The following is a 20,294-nucleotide window of genomic DNA, read 5'->3' on the forward strand; positions in this document are numbered from 1 at the left end:
GGTGCGGATAAGCTGTTTTCAAGTCTTGAAATGGAGCGCTTCAGCCCAATTTTGAGCTACATTCTGATTTAACAATGATTGAGATTTCTAACTATGCCGACAAAAGACAAATATTTCGAGGAATACAGTGCGCTGGCTACCTTGCCTTTACGCGATGTCGTGGTGTATCCGCATATGGTATTGCCACTGTTCGTCGGTCGTCCTAAATCGATTGCAGCCCTTGAGGCGGCAATGGCTAATGATGATCCGGTTTTCCTGTTGGCCCAGCTTGACCCTAATACAGAAGACCCTAAAGCCGAAGATTTGCACCAAACTGGTACTGTTGCCCAAGTTTTGCAGGTTTTGAAGCTGCCTGACGGTACCGTTAAAGTATTGGTAGAAGGTATCCGTCGTGCGCGCGCGTTGACGGTTGATGAAACAGGAGGATTGTTTTTGTCTCATGTTGAGGCGATTGATGAGAATAGCGACAAGGACAATCCTGAAATTGAGGCCTTGCGCCGTACTCTGCTGACTCAATTTGAGCAATATGCGAAGTTGAACAAAAAAATCCCTGCCGAAGTTATCAGCACCATCAGCAGTATCGATGACAACAGCCGTCTTGCCGATACTATTGCCGCGCATTTACAGCTGAAATTGGAGCAACGTCAATATGTGCTGGAGACTGCCGGCATTGTTGAGCGTTTGGAATTTCTGCTGGCTCAGTTGGAAGCCGAACTCGACATCATGCAGGTCGAGAAACGCATCCGTGGCCGTGTGAAACGTCAAATGGAAAAATCCCAACGTGAGTATTACTTGAATGAGCAAGTAAAAGCGATTCAGAAAGAGTTGGGCGAAGAAGACGAACGCGGCGAGCTGGACGCATTGGAAGCAAAAATCAAAGAAGCAGGCATGAGCAAAGAGGCTGAAGAAAAATGTCTGTCTGAATTGAAAAAACTGAAAATGATGCCGCCAATGTCTGCGGAATCTACCGTTGTGCGCAACTATATTGATACTTTGCTTGAGTTGCCGTGGAAGAAAAAATCCCGTGTCAGCAAAGATATTGCCAAGGCTGATTTGATTTTGAATGCCGACCACTATGGTTTGGAAAAAGTCAAAGAGCGCATTTTGGAATATTTGGCCGTTCAAAAACGTATGGACAAGCTCAAAGGCCCGATTTTGTGTCTGGTTGGTCCTCCGGGGGTGGGTAAAACTTCCTTGGGTGAGTCGATTGCCAAAGCCACAGGCCGACAATATGTGCGTATGGCGTTGGGCGGCGTGCGTGATGAAAGCGAAATCCGAGGCCACCGCCGTACCTATATCGGCTCTATGCCGGGCAAAATCCTGCAAAACATGGCGAAAGCGGGTGTGAAAAATCCATTGTTCCTGCTGGATGAAATCGACAAGATGGGCAGCGATTTCCGCGGTGATCCGGCTAGTGCTTTGCTTGAGGTGCTGGATCCTGAGCAAAACAACAAGTTCGCCGACCATTATGCCGAAGTCGATTATGATTTGAGCGATGTGATGTTTATTGCCACTTCAAACAGCTTGAATATCCCGACTCCGCTGCTTGACCGTATGGAAATCATCCGTCTGTCCGGTTATACAGAAGACGAAAAAATCAATATCGCCATGCAATACCTTGTGCCGAAACAAATGAAGCGCAATGGTGTGAAAGAGGGCGAGTTGGTGGTTGATGAAAGTGCGGTGCGCGATATTATCCGTTACTACACCCGCGAGGCCGGTGTTCGCTCGTTGGATCGTGAAATTGCCAAAATTTGCCGCAAAGTGGTAATGCAGGTTACCTTGAGTGAGGACAAGAAAAAAGCGTCCAAATCCAAAACAGTAAGCAAGGCCAAGCCTAAAGCGATTAAAGTTACTGAGAAAAATCTGCATGACTATCTGGGCGTGCGCCGTTTCGACTATGGTGTGGCCGAAAGCGAAAACCGCATCGGTCAGGTAACCGGTCTGGCTTGGACCGAAGTCGGTGGTGAGTTGTTGACTGTTGAGGCAGTAGCTTTGCCGGGCAAAGGTACGATTCAATGTACCGGCCAACTGGGCGATGTCATGAAAGAATCGGTATCGGCTGCATGGTCGGTTGTCCGTTCTCGTGCTGAATCAGTGGGTCTGGCTCCTGATTTTTACGAGAAGAAAGATATTCACGTCCATGTGCCTGAAGGTGCGACGCCAAAAGACGGTCCGAGCGCAGGTATCGCCATGACTTTGGCGATGGTTTCTGCCTTCACCAAAATTCCGGTGCGTGCAGACGTGGCGATGACCGGCGAAATCACTTTGCGTGGCGAAGTCTTGCCGATTGGTGGTTTGAAAGAAAAACTGCTGGCTGCTTTGCGTGGCGGGATCAAGCATGTATTGATTCCAAAAGACAACGTCAAAGATTTGGAAGAAATCCCTGAAAATGTCAAAACCGGTCTGACCATTCATCCGGTCAAATGGATTGATGAAGTGTTGGCTTTGGGTTTGGAAACTCAGCCTGAGCAATGGGCGGCTGAATTGGCGGTTGACGAAACTCCGCAAACTTCTAAGACGAAGTCAAGAACAAAAGCAACCAAGCATTAAGTTGGCCGTCTGATGTTGCAAAAAATGTGGTTTTGCCCTGAATGCCACAAAAATAGGGCAATTCCACATCTTTTACTTGACATGATAATTTCAGAATTGCTATAAAGTGCGTATGTGCTTTAAAAGTGCTTAAGCCCCGAGTATTCGGGCATTTCATCATTTTTTACGATAGGAAGGGACTAATTGTGAACAAGTCTGAATTGATCGAAGCAATTGCTCAAGAAGCCGGCATTTCCAAATCTGCTGCGCAAAAAGCTTTGGATGCTACTACTAATGCCGTAACCAACGCGTTGAAAAACGGCGACACTGTTACTCTGGTCGGTTTCGGTACTTTCTACGTCGGCGAACGCGCCGAACGTCAAGGCCGCAACCCTAAAACTGGCGAGCCTTTGACTATTGCTGCTGCTAAAACTCCTAAATTCCGTGCCGGTAAAGCATTGAAAGACGCTCTGTAATTTAGAGTCTTTCCCTGAATGGGAATAAAAAACCGATTTGATTCGGTTTTTTATTTTGAAGGCCGTCTGAAAGTTTTCAGACGGCCTTTGGTTTGTTGAGTGTATAAAAAGGCTGAAATCCTAATGATAAAAGGATTTCAGCCTTTTTAGTTTATCTTGTTACATTTGATTTTTACATTAATAAGATTTATCATTAGCAAAGAAAATAACAATACTCAAAACAAACCGCACTTATTGAAAGAAGTAGCGAATAGCCACTCATAACCAACCTTTCAAATGTGCCGCACATTCGTCAGCACTTCTCACATTTCTAATAATCTGATTTTTTAAAACAAATGAAAAGAGAGGCTTATGTCTACCATTCCTTTGTCGCGCCTGAAAAAAGGCGCAGTCGTACATATTGATTCCATTGCTCCCAACCCTGTTTTTGGTGATTTGGATGCCTTGGTAACCCGTCGTCTTTCGGATTTGGGTTTTTCCAGCGGAATGCCGTTGCAAGTGATTGCCGTGGGTGGTTTTGGGAGAGGCCCGTTTGCGGTACGTTTGGGTAACCAATCTCAATTTTCCCTGCGTTTGGAAGAGGCCGGGAAGATTATGTGTCGTATCGTTGAGGCCGTTTAAGGCCGTCTGAAAGAATAAGGAAAAATGATGGAACTAAGCTATTTTGCCTTGATTGGCGCGCCAAACTGCGGTAAAACCGTTTTGTTCAACGGTTTGACCGGCTCACATGCCAAGGTTGCCAATTATCCGGGCGTAACTGTCGATAAGCGCGAGGGCGCCTTCCTCGACGACGAGGCCGTCCGCATTATCGACCTGCCGGGCACATACAGCCTACGCACGACCAGCCCCGACGAAGCGGTGGCGAAAGATGTAATGGTAGGCAAGATGGGCATTCCGCCCGATGCCATTATTGCCGTTGCCGACGCGACCAACCTGCGTATGACCCTGCGCATGATTTTGGAACTGAAAACGCTGGGACTGCCTATGGTGGTGTCGCTGAATTTGAGCGACGTGGCCCGCAAAAGGGGCTTGAATATCGACGCGGCCAAACTGAGCGAGTTGTTGGATGCACCTGTTTTGGAAACAGTTGCAGTGAGCGCGTCGGGCGTACAGGCTGTACGCGAAGCCGTGGCGAAGCTGCCGCGCAAACGCTCTTTCCCCGCAAACCCCGCCTCTGCCGAACGCACGCTCGATGCGCTGGATAGCGACAAACTTTATCAAGAAGTCGAATCGATTTTAGCACAAGTGGTACGCACCCAGATGACGCTGCCCGCATGGCACAAAAAACTCGACGACATCGTGCTACACCCCGTCTGGGGCATGATTATGCTGCTGGTCATCCTGTTTATGGTGTTCCAAGCGGTTTACACATGGGCGGCGCCGATTATGGACGCCATCGAAGGCGGCTTTACCGCGCTGGGCGAATGGATAGGCGCCAACATGGAGCCGGGCATCCTCAGCGACTTGCTCGTCAACGGCGTCATTGCCGGTTTGGGTAGCGTGTTGGTGTTCCTGCCGCAGATTACGATTTTGTTTGCCTTTATCCTGCTTTTGGAAGACTCGGGCTATCTGCCGCGTGCAGCCTTCCTGTTGGATAACATCATGGCAAAAAGCGGTTTGTCCGGCCGTTCGTTTATTCCCCTTTTGTCCAGCTTTGCCTGTGCCGTTCCTGCCGTGATGTCGGCGCGAACCATTAACGACCCGCGCGAACGCCTTGTTACCATCGCGGTTGCGCCGTTGCTGACTTGTTCCGCACGTTTGCCGGTGTATGCGCTGATTATCGCCGCTGTTATTCCTGACCGTACAGTGGGTGGGATTTTCAACCTGCAAGGCCTGACATTGTTTATTCTTTATATCGTAGGCATTCTGTCGGCCGCATTGGCAGCGTATATCATGAAACGCTTGGCGCGGATGAAAGGCAATGTGCAGCAATTCCCGCTTCTGATGGAACTGCCGACTTTCCGCACGCCCAACTTCAAACACATCATGACCAGCCTGTGGGATAGGGTAAAAGCCTTCCTGAAACGCGCGGGTACCATCATTTTTGCATTGGCCGTGGTTCTGTGGGGCTTGGTAAGCTGGCCGCAACCGCCTGAAGGCGCAACCGGTGCCGCCATCGATTACAGCTTGGCAGGTACACTTGGTCACGCGATTCAGCCGTTGTTTGCACCTTTGGGCTTTACGTGGGAAATGTGTATTGCCATGATTCCGGGTATTGCCGCGCGCGAAGTGGTCGTTGCCGCATTGGGTACCGTTTATGCCGTCAGCGCGTCGTCTGAAGATGCCGTACAAAACGCATTAATTCCCATCATACACAACAACTGGGGCTTGCCGACCGCCTTTGCCTTCTTGGCTTGGTATGTGTATGCTCCGATGTGTGCCGCGACTTTGACCGTGATTAGACGCGAAACCAAATCCACGAAAAATATGCTTATGATTACAGGCTATTTGTTCCTGATGGCTTATTTTGCCGCATTCGTGGTTTACCAACTTTCTTCAAGGATACTATCGTCATGACTCAATATATTATCGTCGGCTTGATTATGCTCGCCTGCGTATTCTTCCTTTTGCGAAAATTCGTGTTCAAACCGAAAAAACGCGACTGCAGCAGCGGCTGCGGCAAATGCGGCGGTTGCGGTTAAATATTGATAACCAGAAAGAAGAAAGGTCGTCTGAAAAGAGGTTTCAGACGACCTTTTTAACGCAAACCGTTATAATAACGCCCCATCCATTTACACAATACATTCATTCCATAAAGTCATGAAAACCCTGCTCCAACTCCAAAGCGCCGCACAAAATTTCGCCGACCACTATAAAAACCAAACCGACGAACGCCGTGAAAAAGACACCTTTTGGAATGAATTTTTTGCGATTTTCGGCATTGACCGCAAAAACGTCGTCCACTTCGAATATGCCGTTAAAGACCCGAGCAACAACACCCAATTTGTCGATGTCTTTTGGGAAGGCATCTTCCTGGCAGAACACAAATCCGCCAACAAAAACCTAGCCAAAGCCAAAGAACAGGCGGAGCGTTATTTGCAGGAAATCGAGCGCACCAAGCCGTCTGCCTTACCTGAATATTACGCCGTCAGCGATTTTGCCCATTTCCACCTTTATCGTCGCGAGCCTCAAGAAGGCGCGGAAAACCAATGGCAATTCCCGTTGGAAGAATTGTCCGAATACATTACGCGCGGCGTTTTTGACTTTATGTTCGGCATCGAAGCCAAAGTCCGCCAAATTCAAGAAGAAGCCAACATTCAAGCGGCGACGGCGATTGGCAGACTACACGATGCCTTGCAGGAAGAAGGCATTTATGAAGAACACGAACTCAGGCTCTTCATCACGCGCCTGCTTTTCCTCTTTTTTGCCGACGACAGCGCTGTTTTCCAGCGCAACTACCTCTTTCAAGACTTTTTAGAAAGCTGCAAAGAGGCCGATACGCTCGGCGACAAGCTCAATCAACTCTTTGAATTTCTCAACACACCCGACCAAAAGCGCAGCAAGACCCAAAGCGAAAAATTTAAAGGTTTCGAATACGTCAACGGCGGTCTTTTCAAAGAACGCCTGCGCACCTTCGACTTCACCGCCAAGCAGCACCGCGCCTTAATCGACTGCGGCAATTTCGACTGGCGCAACATCAGTCCCGAAATCTTCGGCACGCTCTTCCAATCCGTCATGGACGCGCAAGAGCGGCGCGAAGCGGGCGCACACTACACCGAAGCCGCAAACATCGACAAAGTCATCAACGGCCTCTTTTTAGAAAACCTGCGCGCCGAATTTGAAGCCGTCAAAGCCCTCAAACGCGACAAATCCAAAAAACTCGCCGCCTTCTACCAAAAAATCCAAAACCTGCAATTCCTCGACCCGGCCTGCGGCTGCGGCAACTTCCTTATCGTCGCCTACGACCGCATCCGCGCCCTTGAAGACGACATCATCGCCGAAGCGCTCAAAGACAAAGCAGGCGGCTTATTCGACAGCCCGTCCGTCCAATGCCGTCTGAAACAATTCCACGGCATCGAAATAGACGAATTCGCCGTCCTTATCGCCCGTACCGCCATGTGGCTCAAAAACCACCAATGCAACATCCGCACGCAAATCCGCTTCGACGGCGAAGTCGCCTGCCATACGCTGCCGCTCGAAGATGCCGCCGAAATCATCCACGCCAACAGCCTCCGCACACCTTGGCAGGCGGCGGACTACATCTTCGGCAATCCGCCCTTTATCGGCTCGACCTACCAAACCAAAGAGCAGAAAAACGACCTCGAAAGCATCTGCGGCAATATCAAAGGCTACGGGCTGTTGGATTACGTCTGCAACTGGTATGTCAAAGCCGCCGGCATCATGGCGCAGAATCCCCAAGTTCAGACGGCATTTGTCTCCACCAATTCCATCTGCCAAGGCCAGCAGGTCGAAATCCTTTGGGGCAGCCTTTTGAACCAAGGCATCGAAATCAACTTTGCCCACCGTACCTTCCAATGGACGAGCCAAGCCGCAGGCAAAGCCGCCGTCCACTGCATCATCGTCGGCTTCCACCAAAAGCCGCAAATGCCGTCTGAAAACTGCGGCGCAAACGCTTCAGAAAATCCCGCCCTGCCCAAATACCTCTACGACTATCCCGACATCAAAGGCGAACCCCAAAAACACGCCGTAACCAACATCAATCCTTATCTGATTGATGCGCCCGATTTGATTATTGCCAAGCGCAAAACCCAAATCAGCAGGGAAAATGAAATGTGCAAAGGCAATCAACCGACCGACGGTGGCAACCTTATCCTTTCCACTGATGAAAAAGAAGCTTTGATTGCCGCCGAACCATTAGCGGAACAATACATCCGCCCCTTTATCGGCGCCGAGGAATTTATCAACGGCAAAACCCGTTGGTGCCTGTGGTTTCACGGCGTATCCGACGTCAAACGCAATCACGACCTGAAACAGATGCCCAAAGTCCAAGCCCGTATTCTGGCGGTCAAAGCCATGCGCGAAGCCAGCAGAAAAGCCGCCACGCAGAAAAAAGCGGCTACCTCGTGGCTCTTCGACGAAATCCGCCAGCCTTCAGACGGCAATTTTCTGATTATTCCACGCGTATCTTCTGAAAGCCGCCGTTTCGTCCCCATCGGTTATCTGTCGCATCAAATCATCATCAGCGATTCATCGTTTATGCTTCCAAACGCCACCCTCTACCACTTCGGCATCCTCTGCTCAACCATGCACAATGCCTTTATGCGTACCGTTGCAGGCCGCCTGGAAAGTCGTTACCGCTACTCTAATACAGTCGTGTACAACAACTTTCCCTTCCCAGAAAGCTGCTGTAAACCTGATGATGACGAAACTGCCTGTCAGGAAGCTTCGGGCAAAAAAGGCGAAACGCCAAGGCCGTCTGAAAACAATCCCCTCCGTTCTGCCATCGAAGCTGCCGCCCAAGCCATCCTTGACATTCGCGAGAAATACCGCGCCGATGCGCTTGTCAACGATCTGCCTCCCCCTACGCTCGCCGAACTCTATGCGCCCGACGCAGGCTATCCCGACCTCGTCAAAGCACATGCCGCCCTCGACAAAGCAGTAGATAAAGCCTACGGCTACAAAAAAGGCAAAAACACCGACGACGAGGCAGAACGCGTCGCCTTCCTGTTTGACCTATACCGAAAGGCAATAGAAAGCCAAAATACCAAGCCGCCCAAAAAATCCAAATAAAGGCAAACGGCAAACCCCGCTTGGTTTACAGCCAAACCCGCTCCGCCGGAAATATCGGTTTTCCCCATCCCATTATTTCATAACAAAAAGGCCGTCTGAAAACTTTTCAGACGGCCTTTTTTATTGCTCTATGGCTTTTCAGATTCAAAACTAGGTATCTAGGACTTAGCACTAAGATTTATTGAACGGGAAGTCTGAAATGTCCGGTGGTGGTGTAGCGATAGAGGACATCGTCTTCACGGGTTCCCGAACCGATATTATGGATAATCAGTGGCCTGTCGCCGATTTTTCGATCGGAGACAATGCCGATATGGGGACGGTTGCCTTTTAGTTCCCAAGTTACGATATCTCCGGCTTGATAGTTTGTATCTTGAACAGCCCAGCCTTGACGCGTGAAATAAGTCATTAGGTTAGGGACACGGCGGTGGTCGATATTAGTGTCCGGCTGTTTCAAACCCCAGCGTTTAGGATAGACAGAAAAGTTACTGCTCATGTCTTGATGAACAAGCTCTTGCAAATCTATATTTTGGTCACGTAAGGCTCGGATAATAACGTCTGTGCAAACGCCTTTTGATATAGGTACATCGCCCATCGGATAAGTGAGCTTAGTGTAAGCCGGGTCGTAACGAAGGGTTTTACCAATTTGATTTCGTGCAGATTGGACAATTTGCGGAGATGGTCCTTCGGGTTCGGTAATCTCTTGTTGTAGGAAATCGGTATTAATACTTGGGATAGAGTTGTGATTATGGGCAAAAAATACAGCTGTTGTAATCAGAAGGATAGAAAGCGCAATACTGATAACTATGGGCTTAAAGGCTGTTTTGTGTTTCATGATATATGCACGGCTTGGATGTTGCCTGCATTATTATCAGATTTTTGGGTGGGTTGGCAATGCATAATGGAAAAATGGTCTTGAGCAAGTATGTACGGGCAAATAATAGATGAGTGTTATTTGGGTATTACTAAAACATTTTTCGTAAATATAGATTTTAAATTGGCACATGATAAAAGGCCGTCTGAAACTGTTTCAGACGGCCTTGGTTATTGGAGAAGGCTTATTTCAATGCTTCTAGCAGCTTTCCGTGTATTCCGCCGAAACCGCCGTTGCTCATGACCAAAATATGGTCGCCTGCTTCGGCATTTTTCACGATTTCGGCAACAAAGGCATCGAAGTCTTTGCCGACATGCAGCTTGCCGCCTAAAGGCGCGAGTGCTTCGGCGACGTCCCAGTCCACACCTCCGGCGTAGCAGAACACTTGGTCGGCATCTTTGAGGCTTTCGGGCAGGGCGGCTTTCATGGTGCCGAGTTTCATGGTGTTGGAACGCGGCTCGAGGACGGCGAGGATACGTGCGTTACCGACGCGTTGGCGCAGGCCTTCGATGGTGGTTTCGATGGCGGTCGGGTGGTGGGCGAAGTCGTCGTAAACAGTGATGCCGTTTACCGTGCCTTTGATTTCCATACGGCGTTTGACGTTTTTAAATGCACTTAAAGCTTCGCAGGCCGTCTGAATATCGACGCCGGCATGACGCGCGGCAGAGATGACGGCGAGTGCGTTCATGCGGTTGTGTTCGCCCATCAGTTCCCAAGCGACGTGTCCGACTGTTTCGCCGTGATGGCGTACGTCAAACGAGCCGTCAGCATGGACGCTACCAACTTGCCAGCCTTGTTCGGTACCGAATTTTTCTACGGGCGTCCAGCAGCCTTTGTCTAAAGTATCTTGCAGGCTTTGCTGCTGGCCGTTGCAGACGATGAGGCCTTCAGACGGCACGGTGCGTACCAAATGATGGAATTGTGTTTGAATGGCGCCCAAATCGGCAAAAATGTCGGCGTGGTCGAATTCCAGATTGTTCAACACGGCGGTACGCGGACGGTAGTGTACGAATTTGGAGCGTTTGTCAAAAAAGGCGGTATCGTATTCGTCGGCTTCGATAACGAAGAATGGGGATTTTGAATTAGGATCTTGGCGCGGAGTTTGCGGCAGACGGGCGGAAACGCTGAAGTTTTCAGGTACGCCGCCGATGAGGAAGCCCGGCGCGAGTCCGGCATATTCCAAGACCCATGCGAGCATGGAGGCTGTGGTCGTTTTGCCGTGTGTCCCTGCCACGCCGAGTACCCAGTGCTGGTGTAATACGTTTTCAGCCAGCCATTGTGGGCCGGAAGTATAAGGCAGGCCTTTGTTCAAAATGGCTTCAATCACATCCATGCCGCGTTTGGCAACATTACCGATAACGTAAATATCGGCTTTAAATTCGTCTAATTGAGCGGCATCAAAGCCTTCGTGTACGTCAATGCCCAAGGCTTCGAGCTGGGTACTCATCGGCGGATACATCTTGGCGTCGCAACCGCTGACTTTAAAACCTGCTTCTTTGGCAATAGCCGCTACGCCGCCCATAAATGTGCCGCCGATACCGATAATGTGGATGTGTTTCATGATAAGACTGTCTTTGGATAAATTAATTTTAAAGCCGTCATTATAACGGAGTTTGGATAAAGGGGTCGTCTGAAAAGTTAGACAACAATAAGAATAGGAAAAAATACGAGGGATTTGATTTTAGAAGTAGGGCGTTGAGGTTTTGATTGGGTAAGTATTACTTTGAAAAGAGTTATTTGATACGGTAAAGTCGTTCATGAAGGTCAGGAGAAGCATTGCCTCGAATTTTTCCATGCTTGATAGCGTGAGGTTTTCAGTAACAGATTTATTTGGATAGACTTTAGAAAATGGGGGGTATTCAATTAATGCCGTCTGAAAAATAAGTCCTGATTAAAACAAGTCATGACTTTTTTCAGACGGCATTTGTATTCTGTATCTTGTGATTTCTATTAAAGCGCGGCTTCTGAGCGTTCGCCGGTTCGGATGCGGATAGCTTCTTCAACCGGATAAATAAAGATTTTACCGTCACCGATTTTGCCGGAATGTGCGGTTTCCAAGATGGCATCAACAGCTTGATCGACTTTATCATCAGCCAATACCAATTCGATTTTCACTTTAGGCAGAAAATCGACTGCGTATTCCGCGCCGCGATAAATTTCCGTATGGCCTTTTTGGCGGCCGAAACCTTTAACTTCGCTGACGGTCATGCCGGTAATGCCGATTTCGGTCAAGACTTCGCGCACATCGTCGAGTTTGAAAGGTTTGATAATGGCTTCGATTTTTTTCATATTAATTCTCCTTATTTGAGAAAAGGCCGTCTGAAACATTCAGACGGCCTTTGTTCCATCAAGTTCGTTCAAATTTTATTTGAGTGAACTTATTTCTTTTTCTGAGCAGGCAGGTCGGTACATACGCCCAATGCCACTTCCGCAGCCATACCGATGGATTCGCCCAGGGTTGGGTGTGGGTGGATGGTTTTACCGATATCGGCTGCATCACAGCCCATTTCAATCGCCAAGCAGACTTCGCCGATCATATCGCCGCCGTTAGGACCAACGATACCGCCACCGATGATACGGCCGGTTTCAGCATCAAAAATCAGCTTGGTGAAACCATTGTCGCAACCGTTGGCAATTGCACGGCCGGAAGCAGCCCATGGGAAGTTGGCTTTGGTGATTTTGCGGCCGGAGGCTTTGGCAGACAACTCGGTTTCGCCAACCCATGCCACCTCAGGAGAAGTGTAGGCAACGCCTGGGATAACGCGTGCGTCGAAGTAGGCTTTGTGGCCGGCACAGTTTTCAGCGGCAACGTGGCCTTCGTGAACGGCTTTGTGTGCCAACATCGGTTGACCGACGATATCGCCGATAGCGTAGATGTGCGGCACATTGGTACGCATTTGTTTATCGACTTCGATGAAGCCACGGTCAGTTACAGCAACACCGGCTTTCTCAGCGCTGATCAGTTTACCGTTAGGCGCACGACCGGCAGCCACCAATACGGCATCATAACGTTGCGGCTCTTTAGGTGCATTTGCACCTTCGAAGGTAACGTAAACACCGTCTTCTTTAGGTTCGACAGCAACAGTTTTGGTGTTGATCATGATGTTGTCAAAACGGTATTCGTTTTGTTTTTGCCATACTTTAACCAAGTCTCGGTCTGCGCCTTGCATCAGGCCGTCCATCATTTCAACAACATCCAGGCGAGAACCCAGAGTGCTGTAAACCGTACCCATTTCGAGACCGATAATACCGCCGCCGATAATCAGCAGTTTGCCCGGTACTTCTTTCAGAGCCAAAGCGCCGCTGGAATCGATGATGCGTGGATCTTCAGGGATGAAAGGCAGTTTGGTTACGCGGCTGCCTGCTGCAATGATACAGTTTTTGAAGGCAACGATTTTTTTCTCGCCGGTAAGAGTCGCTTGCTCGTACACGTCGCCGGTAGTCAGTGACACTTCCAAGTGGTGCGGATCTAAGAATTGGCCGTCGCCTTGGATAACGTCTACTTTACGGCCTTTAGCCATACCAGCCAAACCGGTAGTCAGACGGGAAACAACGCCGTCTTTGTAGCCGCGCAGCATGTCGATGTCGAGTTCAGGCTCTGGGTATTTGATACCGTTGGCAGCCAAGTGACGTACTTCATCGATAACGGCAGCGTTGTGCAACAAGGCTTTGGAAGGGATACAGCCGACGTTCAAGCAAACGCCGCCCAAAGTTTTGTAACGTTCAACGATGGCAACTTTCAAGCCTTCGTCAGCAGCGGCAAATGCAGCGGAATAACCGCCGGGGCCGCCACCCAATACGACTACATCGTATTCAGCATCGGCAGAACCGCCAAATTGTGCAGCTTGAGGAGCTGGAGCAGCAGCTTTAGGGGCTTCTTGTGCAGGAGCGGCTGGTGCTTCGGCTTTAGGAGCGGCAGCCACACCTTCGGCTTCAACGACTGCAATCAAGCCGCCTTCGGAGATTTTATCGCCGACTTTAACTTTAACTTCTTTAACGACACCTGCAACTTCGGCAGGTACGTCCATAGTGGCTTTATCGGTTTCCAAAGTAATCAGGGTATCGTCCACGGCAATGGTGTCGCCTACATTTACTTCAACCGCAATAATATCTACATTTTCGTGACCGCCAATGTCGGGCACTTTTAATTCAACTAAGCTCATGTCTAATCTTTCTGAATGATGTTCGGACTTCTTTTTTCAGACGGCCTTTTTATTCAGGCCGTCTGAAAATGCTCGGATTACAGAGTAATGCGGCGGAAGTCTTTCAACAGGTTAGCCAGGAATACGGTGAAGCGCATACCGGCGGCACCGTCGATGACACGGTGGTCAAAGGACAGGCTCAATGGGCACATCAGGCGAGGAGTAAATTCTTTGCCGTTCCAAACCGGTTTGATTTGGGATTTGCACACGCCCAAGATAGCAACTTCAGGAGCATTCACGATTGGTGTGAAGCCTGTGCCGCCGATACCGCCCAAGCTGGAAATGGTAAAGCATGCGCCTTGCATTTCTTGTGGCTTGAGCTTGCCTTCGCGGGCTTTTTTAGACAATTCGGTCAGTTCTTGGCTGATTTGTTTCAAGCCTTTTTGATCCACGTCTTTGATTACTGGAACAACCAAGCCGTTCGGCGTGTCTGCTGCGAAACCGATGTTGAAGTAGTTTTTCAGCACCAAGTTGTCGCCATCCAGAGAGGCGTTGAATTCAGGGAAGGCTTTCAGCGCAGCAACAGAGGCTTTAATGATGAACGCCAATGGGGACAGTTTTACGCCTTCGCGTTCCCATTCTTTGTTCAGCTGTTTGCGGAATTCTTCCAATTCGGTCATGTCCGCTTCTTCGTGTACGGTAACGTGAGGAATCACAACCCAGTTGCGAGACAGGTTTTGACCGGAGATTTTCTTAATGCGTGACAGTTCTTTAACTTCGACGCTGCCGAATTTAGAGAAGTCAACTTTAGGCCATGGCAACAAGTCCAGACCACCACCCAAAGAGGCAGCTGCAGGTTTGCCTGCACCGCTTTGCATAACGGATTTAACGAAGGCTTTAACGTCTTCGCCCATGATTCGGCCTTTCAGACCGGTACCTTTGACTTGACCCAAATCTACGCCCAATTCGCGCGCCAGTTTGCGTGCGGAAGGACCTGCATGCGCTTTTGCAAATGCAGCTTCGTCGATTTTGGCAGCAGCAGGAGCAACCGGAGCAGGTGCAGCGGCTGGTGCAGCAGGAGCCGGAGCGGCAGCCGGTGCAGGTGAGGCAGCTTGAGTGGCAGGAGCAGGGGCTGCTGCGGCAGAGCCGGCAGTTTCTACTTCGATGATGGCGGATCCTTCGGATACTTTGTCGCCAACTTTCAGGAATACGGCTTTAACCACACCGGCTTCGGTACATGGTACGTCCATGGTGGCTTTGTCGGTTTCCAAAGTAATCAGGGTGTCGTCAACGGCAACAGTGTCGCCGACTTTAACTTCAACGGCAATAACGTCTACGTCAGAGTGACCGCCGATATCAGGTACAACAACTTGTACGGTAGCGCCACCGGCAGGAGCAGCTGCAGGCGCAGCAACTGGAGCAGCAGGAGCTTCTGCTGCAGGAGCCGGAGCGGCATCAGCAGCGGCAGCACCGGTTTCAACGGTCAGAATAACGCCGCCTTCAGAGATTTTATCGCCAACTTTAACTTTAACTTCTTTCACGACGCCGGCTGCATCAGCAGGTACGTCCATAGTGGCTTTGTCGGTTTCTAAAGTAATCAGGGTGTCGTCAACGGCAATGGTGTCGCCTGCTTTAACTTCTACAGCGATGATGTCGACGTTTTCATGACCGCCGATATCAGGGACTTTGATTTCTACGATACTCATTTGAGTTCCTTTAATATTTTCAGTTTGATGCCGTCTGAAAACTGTTTTACACGGCATCGGTACAGTTTGTCTGTTCAAACCTTTCAAGCATTCGGTTTTCAGACGGCCTAATGTTGGCATGAAGCAAACAGGCCGTCTGAAACATCAATTAGCGTTTCCAGCTAGGAGCTGCATCGGCTTTGATGCCATATTTTTCAATAGCTTGTTGAACGGTTTCTTTGCTGACTTTGCCTTGTTCGGCCAATGCGCTCAATGCAGCAACGGCAACGTTGTAGCGGTCAACTTCGAAGAAGCTGCGCAGGTTGGCACGGCTGTCGGAACGACCGAAGCCATCGGTACCCAAGACGTGGTAGTCGTTAGGGATGTAGGCACGGATACGGTCGGCATAGCTGCGGATGTAGTCGGTAGCGGCAATAACCGGACCGTCATGACCTTGCAGCTGAGAAGTAACAAACGGTACTTTTGCAGTTTCTAATGGGTTCAGACGATTGAAGCGTTCCACTTCGATGGCATCGCGGTGCAGCTGGTTGAATGATGGGCAAGACCAGATGTCTGCTTCTACACCGAAGTCGGCTTTCAACAATTCGGCACCGGCAATCACTTCTTGCAGGATGGTGCCGGAACCCATCAATTGGACTTTTTTGTCGCCTTTGCCGCCGGCTTTCAGCAAGTACATACCTTTCAGGATGTCTTGTTCTACGCCTTCGGGCATGTCCGGATGGGTGTAGTTTTCATTCATCAGGGTGATGTAGTAGAACACGTCTTCGTGGTTAACATACATGCGGCGCAAGCCATCGTGTACGATAACGGCTACTTCATATTGGAATGTCGGATCGTAAGTTACACAGTTTGGAATCAAGTCTGCTTGAACGTGGCTGTGGCCGTCTTCATGTTGCAAACCTTCGCCATTTAGTGTTGTACGGCCAGCTGTACCACCCAGCAGGAAACCGCGTGCATGCATATCGCCTGCTGCCCATGCTAAGTCGCCAACGCGTTGGAAACCGAACATAGAGTAGTAGATGTAGAAAGGAATCATGGCAAAGTCGTTGTTTGCGTAGCTGGTCGCAGCAGCAATCCAGTCAGCCATAGCACCTGGTTCGTTAATACCTTCTTGCAAGATTTGACCGTCAACAGATTCTTTATAGAACATCAGTTGGTCTTTATCTTGAGGGGTGTATTGTTGGCCTTTAGGGTTCCAAATACCGTATTGACGGAACATACCTTCCATACCGAACGTACGGCTTTCATCTGGAACGATAGGCACCACGCGTTTGCCGATTTTTTTGTCTTTCAGCAAAGTAGACAGGATGCGGACGAAAGCCATGGTGGTTGAGAATTCACGGTCACCGCTGGATTTCAGTTGAGTCTCAAATGCTGACAACTCAGGCACTTCCAGAACTTCTTGGGTAGGTTTGCGTTGAGGCAGGTAGCCACCTAAAGCTTCACGGCGTGCATGCAGATATTTGTATTCTTCGCTGTCAGGAGCAAAAGTCAGGTAAGGCAGGTTGCCGCTGTCGATTTGTTCGTCAGTTACAGGAATGTCAAAGCGGTCACGGAATTGTTTCAGAGAAGCTTTGTCCATTTTTTTGGCTTGGTGGGCAACGTTTTGGCCTTCGCCGGATGCGCCCATGCCGTAACCTTTAATGGTTTTAGCCAAAATGACAGTAGGTTTGCCGTCAGCGTGGTTCACTGCGCGGTCGTAAGCGTTGTACACTTTTTGAGGGTCATGACCACCGCGGTTCAATGCCCAAATTTGCTCATCGGTCATATCGGCGACCAATGCTTTCAGTTCAGGCGTATTGAAGAAGTGTTCGCGAACGTATGCACCGTCTTTGGATTTGTAAGTTTGGTAGTCACCATCCAAGCACTCTTCCATACGTTTGCGCAGGATGCCATCTTTGTCTTTTGCCAAGAGGCGGTCCCAACGACGACCCCAGATGACTTTCACAACATTCCAGCCGGCGCCGGCAAAGTTGCCTTCCAGCTCTTGAATGATTTTGCCGTTACCGCGTACTGGGCCGTCCAAACGTTGCAGGTTACAGTTGATGACGAATACCAAGTTGTCCAAGCCTTCGCGTGAAGCCAGAGCAATAGCACCTTGGCTTTCAGGTTCGTCCATTTCGCCGTCGCCACAGAATACCCATACTTTACGGCCTTTGGTTTTAGCCAGGCCGCGAGATTCCAAGTATTTCAGGAAACGGGCTTGGTAAATCGCCATCAATGGGCCAAGACCCATAGATACGGTTGGGAATTGCCAGAAGTCAGGCAACAGGTGAGGGTGAGGATAGGAAGGCAGACCATGACCGGCAACTTCTTGACGGAAGTTGTTCAATTGGTCTTCAGTCAGACGGCCTTCAACGAAAGCGCGTGCGTAGATACCAGGGGCAACGTGGCCTTGGAAGAATACCAAATCGCCTTCTTCACCTTCACCTTTAGCTTTCCAGAAGTGGTTGAAGCCGACTTCGTACATAGTGGCGGCTGATTGGAAAGATGCAATGTGTCCACCCAATTCCAAATCTTTTTTACCTGCGCGCAAAACGATAGCGGCAGCGTTCCAACGAACGAATGCACGGATACGGTGTTCGATGTTTTGGTCGCCGGGGATGCCTTTTTCGTCTTCAACGGAAACGGTGTTCAAGTATGGAGTAGTGGTACCGTGAGGCATACGGATGCCTTTGTCACGGCTGTATTTGACCAAACTTTCCAGCAGATACTGGGCGCGTTCGCTGCCTTCATATTCTAAAACAGAGCTTAACGCGTCTAACCATTCTTTGGTTTCAATTGGGTCAACATCGTGTAATTGGGTGGACATAATATCTATCCTTGTGTTGAGTGTTTTTCAATGACGGAGTATTACTCCGATATTTTCGTTTGCGAACATATATGAGTTAAAAACGAAAATTCCTAGAGTCAAATTCGAAAAAGTCTTAATTACTGAAATGTTTTCAATACGTTATAACCGTTGGTGAAAAATCAGAAAGAATAGAACTTTTTGCGAACCGGCTAACCTGCAAATGCTATCAGTAATTGGGCAAACTGGCAAATCATGCTGTAGATATTGATAGGATGTAAAGGTTAAAATAAGATTTTTTAAAAGAGTTATGGAGCTTGTTTTTAAATCGGGATATTGAGTGGATACAGTAAAAAAGCATCAGATATTTGAGTAAATGGATTCGAATACGAAAAATATTTTTCAAATTTTGTTGTAAATTGAAAGTTTATATTGGATTTAGGGTTTGAAAGAGAAAATTTAGATTATCTGATTCTTTACAAAGAGAATAGGCCGTCTGAAGACTTTAAAGAGATTAAGAGGAAATGGGATTTGAAGATGATAATTATTTAGGAAGAGTAAATGAAAAAATGACATGTACAGGCTTTTAGTTTAGCTCTGAACATGTCATTTATGTAGGAAGTTAGAATTTCATACGGCCTTTAAGCGGCAGAGGCCTTTTGAGCGAATTGCTTCCATTGAGCCAAAAGCTCTTTAAGAACATCTTGCTGTTCATGTCCATGTTGGATGGCTTCTTGTAGCCAGAAACAAGCATTGTTGATGTCTTTTTCTACGCCCATACCGTGATAATACAGACAGGCAAGATTATATTGAGCCATTGTGTCTCTTTGTTTGGCCGCTGCTTCAAACCATTTTGCAGCTTGAGCGTAGTCTACAGGTACACCTTGTCCACTGTAATACATCATGCCAAGATTGGTTTGGGATTTGCTGTGCCCACGTTCTGCAGATTGATGGTATAGATCCAGTGCTTCAGCATAATTTTGTTGGCGTTTTAAGCCATAGTGCGCTGCAAATGCCAGCTTGTACAGACGTTCAGCTTCCTGACGTTGGAGGGCGATTTCTTTCGTCAGCTCATAGTTTTGCTGGTTATTCAATGCGCTGTCAGACAGAAGTTTTTGGTAAGCGACAAGATTACCTAAATCAGCCGATCGTTGATAATATTGACGGGCGGTGTCTGCATCAACTGCTCGTCCTAATCCGTAGCGATGGATATCACCTAAAAGGCGCAAACCTTCCGGATCATTTTGATCCGCAGCAAATTTAGCGTGCTGATAGGCCTTTTGAGGGTCTCGCTCGGTGTTTTTGCCCAGAAGATAGATTTCGGCAAGTGCTACATGCGCATTGCTGTCACCTTGTTCGGCAGCTATTTTAAACCATTCCAATGCTTCAGCAGGATTTGATACGGCTAAGAGTTCTGCAAGAGAAGTTTGCGCTGGAACAATGTCGTAATCGGCGGCAATACGCAAATGTTCGATTGCTTTTTCAGGGTTTTGTGCAACACCTTGCCCCAATTTGTATTGAAGGCCGAGTTGCCAGTGTGCCGCAATAAATCCCTGTGCAGCGGATTGCTGATAAAGTTTATGGGAATATTCCAAATCAGGAGAGCTGGAATATTGGTAATATTGGGCTAAGAAGTATTGTGCCTGAGGATTTTGTTGTTCGGCAGCTTTCAATGCCCATTTGACGGCTTCTTGGTCATTGCCGTTATCTGCATATAAACGCATCAGGCGCAGCTGGGCAGGAGCCAAGCCTTCTTCGGCAAGCTCTTGATAGGCGTCAACTAAGTCTTCTATTGCAATCCCTCTGCTTTCTTCTATTTGCAGAAGGTTGTAACGAGCATATGGGTGACCGGCTTGAGCAGCCTGTTTGAGATATGAGACAGCAATTGCTAAATCTTGCGCATTTTCGTGATGTTCGATTAGGCATCCTGCCAGCTGAAATGCAGCCTCAACATGCCCGGCTTCTGCTGCTTCGCAGAGCAATGGGATGGCTCGTGCAAAGTCAGGTGGATCTTGAGTGATTAATTTTTCTGCCAGCAGAAAAGATTCTTCATATTGTTGAGCATTCATCGGTTTGCTTTTATAT

Annotated in this window: 13 protein-coding genes; 6 read left to right on the plus strand and 7 right to left on the minus strand. The window is 48.8% G+C overall.

Annotated elements, in window-relative coordinates:
* Positions 1 to 93: 93 nt before the first annotated feature.
* The 6 genes from lon (at position 94) to O3661_RS07585 (ending at position 8,699) form a co-directional block, all read left to right on the plus strand.
* On the plus strand, positions 94 to 2,553 hold the full coding sequence (gene lon / locus O3661_RS07560) for an endopeptidase La (protein WP_371492899.1): 2,460 nt from the start codon (positions 94 to 96) through the stop codon (positions 2,551 to 2,553).
* Between the two features lie 185 nt (positions 2,554 to 2,738).
* Entirely contained in the window at positions 2,739 to 3,008 is a 270-nt protein-coding gene (locus O3661_RS07565) for an HU family DNA-binding protein (RefSeq protein ID WP_003683413.1), read from the plus strand.
* A gap of 351 nt (positions 3,009 to 3,359) precedes the next feature.
* Positions 3,360 to 3,629, plus strand: a complete 270-nt coding sequence (locus tag O3661_RS07570; protein WP_107792029.1) for a FeoA family protein — start codon at positions 3,360 to 3,362, stop codon at positions 3,627 to 3,629.
* A 27-nt stretch (positions 3,630 to 3,656) separates the two neighbouring features.
* Positions 3,657 to 5,525, plus strand: coding sequence for a ferrous iron transporter B (locus O3661_RS07575; protein ID WP_049349820.1), 1,869 nt, complete (start codon positions 3,657 to 3,659; stop codon positions 5,523 to 5,525).
* Positions 5,522 to 5,650 (plus strand): FeoB-associated Cys-rich membrane protein, encoded by a 129-nt coding sequence (locus O3661_RS07580; protein ID WP_003683546.1) that lies wholly within the window; start codon positions 5,522 to 5,524, stop codon positions 5,648 to 5,650. Before O3661_RS07575 ends, O3661_RS07580 begins: the two co-directional genes overlap by 4 nt.
* Positions 5,651 to 5,768: 118 nt before the next feature.
* Positions 5,769 to 8,699, plus strand: a complete 2,931-nt coding sequence (locus tag O3661_RS07585; RefSeq protein WP_371492901.1) for a class I SAM-dependent DNA methyltransferase — start codon at positions 5,769 to 5,771, stop codon at positions 8,697 to 8,699.
* 178 nt (positions 8,700 to 8,877) lie between these two features.
* Here the strand turns inward: O3661_RS07585 and O3661_RS07590 are convergent, their stop codons facing one another.
* From O3661_RS07590 to O3661_RS07620, 7 genes are all read right to left on the minus strand, one after another.
* A complete protein-coding gene (locus O3661_RS07590) occupies positions 8,878 to 9,531 on the minus strand; it encodes a DUF1287 domain-containing protein (RefSeq protein ID WP_371492902.1) in 654 nt (217 codons plus the stop codon).
* Between the two features lie 223 nt (positions 9,532 to 9,754).
* Positions 9,755 to 11,131 (minus strand): UDP-N-acetylmuramate:L-alanyl-gamma-D-glutamyl-meso-diaminopimelate ligase, encoded by a 1,377-nt coding sequence (gene mpl, locus O3661_RS07595; RefSeq protein ID WP_371492903.1) that lies wholly within the window; start codon positions 11,129 to 11,131, stop codon positions 9,755 to 9,757.
* A gap of 389 nt (positions 11,132 to 11,520) precedes the next feature.
* The gene (locus O3661_RS07600) at positions 11,521 to 11,859 is read right to left on the minus strand and encodes a P-II family nitrogen regulator (RefSeq protein WP_063069030.1); all 339 of its coding nucleotides are present in this window, start codon (positions 11,857 to 11,859) and stop codon (positions 11,521 to 11,523) included.
* A gap of 89 nt (positions 11,860 to 11,948) precedes the next feature.
* Positions 11,949 to 13,733: a dihydrolipoyl dehydrogenase gene (gene lpdA / locus O3661_RS07605; protein WP_371492905.1), complete on the minus strand. Its 1,785-nt coding sequence runs from the start codon at positions 13,731 to 13,733 to the stop codon at positions 11,949 to 11,951.
* Positions 13,734 to 13,810: 77 nt separating this feature from the next.
* On the minus strand, positions 13,811 to 15,418 hold the full coding sequence (gene aceF / locus O3661_RS07610) for a dihydrolipoyllysine-residue acetyltransferase (RefSeq protein ID WP_371492906.1): 1,608 nt from the start codon (positions 15,416 to 15,418) through the stop codon (positions 13,811 to 13,813).
* Positions 15,419 to 15,566: 148 nt separating this feature from the next.
* Positions 15,567 to 18,230 (minus strand): pyruvate dehydrogenase (acetyl-transferring), homodimeric type, encoded by a 2,664-nt coding sequence (gene aceE, locus O3661_RS07615; protein ID WP_371492908.1) that lies wholly within the window; start codon positions 18,228 to 18,230, stop codon positions 15,567 to 15,569.
* Positions 18,231 to 18,850: 620 nt separating this feature from the next.
* Entirely contained in the window at positions 18,851 to 20,278 is a 1,428-nt protein-coding gene (locus O3661_RS07620) for a tetratricopeptide repeat protein (protein WP_371492910.1), read from the minus strand.
* Positions 20,279 to 20,294: the final 16 nt, after the last annotated feature.

Origin of the sequence: Neisseria sp. 20925_1_37, from assembly GCF_041433255.1 — a bacterium.
GTDB classification, from domain to species: Bacteria; Pseudomonadota; Gammaproteobacteria; order Burkholderiales; family Neisseriaceae; genus Neisseria; species Neisseria flavescens_D.